2 protein-coding genes and 1 pseudogene are annotated in these 2,484 nt (G+C 60.5%); all 3 read right to left on the minus strand.

What is annotated here, in order from left to right:
- A pseudogene (locus A3754_RS26245) lies at positions 1-200 on the minus strand (acetyl-CoA carboxylase biotin carboxyl carrier protein); the annotation flags it as partial.
- Positions 201-202: 2 nt separating this feature from the next.
- Positions 203-643: a type II 3-dehydroquinate dehydratase gene (gene aroQ, locus A3754_RS17715; protein ID WP_063520760.1), complete on the minus strand. Its 441-nt coding sequence runs from the start codon at positions 641-643 to the stop codon at positions 203-205.
- A gap of 293 nt (positions 644-936) precedes the next feature.
- On the minus strand, positions 937-2,484 hold a 1,548-nt coding region (dsbD, locus tag A3754_RS17720), incomplete at its 5' end, for a protein-disulfide reductase DsbD (RefSeq protein WP_063520761.1).

Here is a 2,484-nt window from a genome sequence, read left to right on the forward strand (position 1 = left end):
TCGGCGGCAGGTGCTGGAGCTGCTGCTGGTGCAGGCGCCGCTGCTGCCGCTTGCGGCGCGGCATAATAGTGGGCTGGCGCTGCAGGGTGACGAGAGCCGCGGCTGATGCGTACAGACTCTTCCCCTTCACAGATCTCCAGCTCTTCAATGCCGGATTCTTCGAGCAGCTCAATCAGTTTCTTGATTTTACGAATATCCATGTTCAGTCATCCAGTTGTTCGAGAGCAGCGGTTAGCGCCAACGCATACCCGGTGGCGCCCAGGCCGCAGATAACGCCCTTGGCAATATCGGAAAAATAGGAGTGGTGGCGAAAGGCTTCCCGGGCATGCACGTTGGACAGGTGCACTTCAATAAAGGGAATGTTCACCGCCAACAAGGCGTCACGCAGTGCCACGCTGGTATGGGTGAACGCCGCCGGGTTGATAATGATGAAGTCGATTCCCTCGGTGCGGGCATCGTGTACGCGCTCGACCAGCTCGTATTCCGCGTTGCTTTGCAGATGCTGCAGGTGATGGCCGGCCGTGCTGGCCTGTTCCTGCAGTTGCTGGTTGATGTCCGCCAGGGTGGCATGGCCATACTTGTCCGGCTCGCGGGTGCCAAGCAGGTTCAGGTTTGGGCCATGTAAGACCAGAATGGAAGCCAAAACGGGTCCCCTTGCGAATTTGTCGTTATTTGCAGTGATCGTGCTGGAAAAATCCGGATTAGTCCGGGCTTTCTTGCACAAATGCAATATTAGGGGCAAACCATGACAGAAAAAAGGGCTTTACAACATTCGTTACAAGTTACCGGAAGATTGCGTGATATCGGTACCATTTCATGGGGGTTGTATAGGCGGTATGCCTTGGGCTATATAACGAGGCGGCTGAGAGAGCCTGCTTGCTAGCAAGCTCCCTCAGCCTATTGTGATGGGTAAAGGTGGCTGGATAGGGGGGCGCGTTACAACGTCGGCATGACCCGCTTGTTCAAATGCTCAATGAAGCGTTCCGGACCCATCTCGCCCAGCACCCGGGAGTCGGGGATTTCGGCGCTGGCGGGAGTGAAGAAGACCAGGGCAGGCAGGCCGAGGATATTGTATTGCTCCATGATCGCCTGGCTGTCGGCATTGATCTCGGTAATGTCCACCCGGTACAGGTCGAAGCCGCCCATGGCGTTGAGTACATCGGGGTGGCTAAGGGTGGTTTCTTCCAGCACCTTGCAGGCCACACACCATTCAGCGAAGAAGTCCACCAGCACCGGTTTACCGGCCTGGCGGGATGCGGACAGTGCCTGCTCCAGCGAGGTCTTGCCAACGATGGTTTGCCAGGGGCCGTGGTCGTTCGCGGTTGCCGCATTGCTGGAGGCCGCACTGCCTGCCACCGGGGTTGCTGGCTGGGTCATGTGTGCCAGCGGCTGTAGTGGATCCTTGCCGCCGCTTAACGCCCCGACAATCATTACCGCGCCATATAGGGCCAGCACCAGGGCCAGGCCGCGCTTGAGGCGGGCAAGGCCTTCCCCGGCCGGCTCCAGTGCCCCGAGCTGCACGCCATAGACGGCCAGCAACAGGCCGTAGAGGCCCAGGGTGATAGTGTCACTGATGATGCGGTCCAACAGCCAGATGGCCACGCCCAGCATGACCACGCCGAAGAACCGTTTGATCTCTTCCATCCACATGCCGGCACGGGGCAGCAGGCTGCCGCCGCCGGTGCCGAAGATGATCAGCGGCAGGCCCATACCGATGGACAGGGCAAACAGGGAGGCGGCACCGGTGGCCGCATCACCGCTGGCGGCCACGTAGATCAGGGCGCCGGCCAGGATGGGGGTGACGCAGGGGGAGACCACCAGGGCCGAGATTGTCCCCATGATGGCGGCGCCGATCAGGCTGCCGCGGGCTTCCTGCCCCGGTTGCTGAAGCTTGTTGCGCAGCGCGGCCGGCAGCTGGAGTTCATATAGCCCGAACATGGACAGGGCCAACACCACAAAGACCACTACGGAGGTGAGGATCGCCGCCGGTTGCTGGAGCAAGAACTGCAGGTTGAGCCCGGCGCCGAACATTGCCACCAGCAGGCCGGCCAGCGTATAGGGGACCGCCATGCCCAGCACATAGCTGACACTCAGGGTGAAGCCGCGGGCGGCACTGGGCTCTTTCTCTCCGGCAATGATGCCGGACAGGATCGGTACCATGGGAAAAACGCACGGGGTAAAGGCCAAGAGCAGGCCGCCCACAAAAAACAGGCCGATGATCAGGCCAAGGGGCTGGTCTTTCATCCACTGATTGAAGGCGTTGGCATCTTCGGACTGCAGCGTGTCGAGGAAGCCTGGGCCAGCGCTGGAGTCAGACGCCGCTGCTGGCGGAGCGGCCACCGGCTTTTTTGTCGGTTGGGGGTTGGCGAACTCGATGATTTTTTTGGTGGGCGGGTAGCACAGGGTGTCTTCAATGCAGCCCTGGTAGCGCACTTCCAGTTCCGTATCCACCAGCGGCACGCTATTGAGGGGAAGTGCCAGATC

This window comes from Alcanivorax sp. HI0083, from assembly GCF_001635175.1.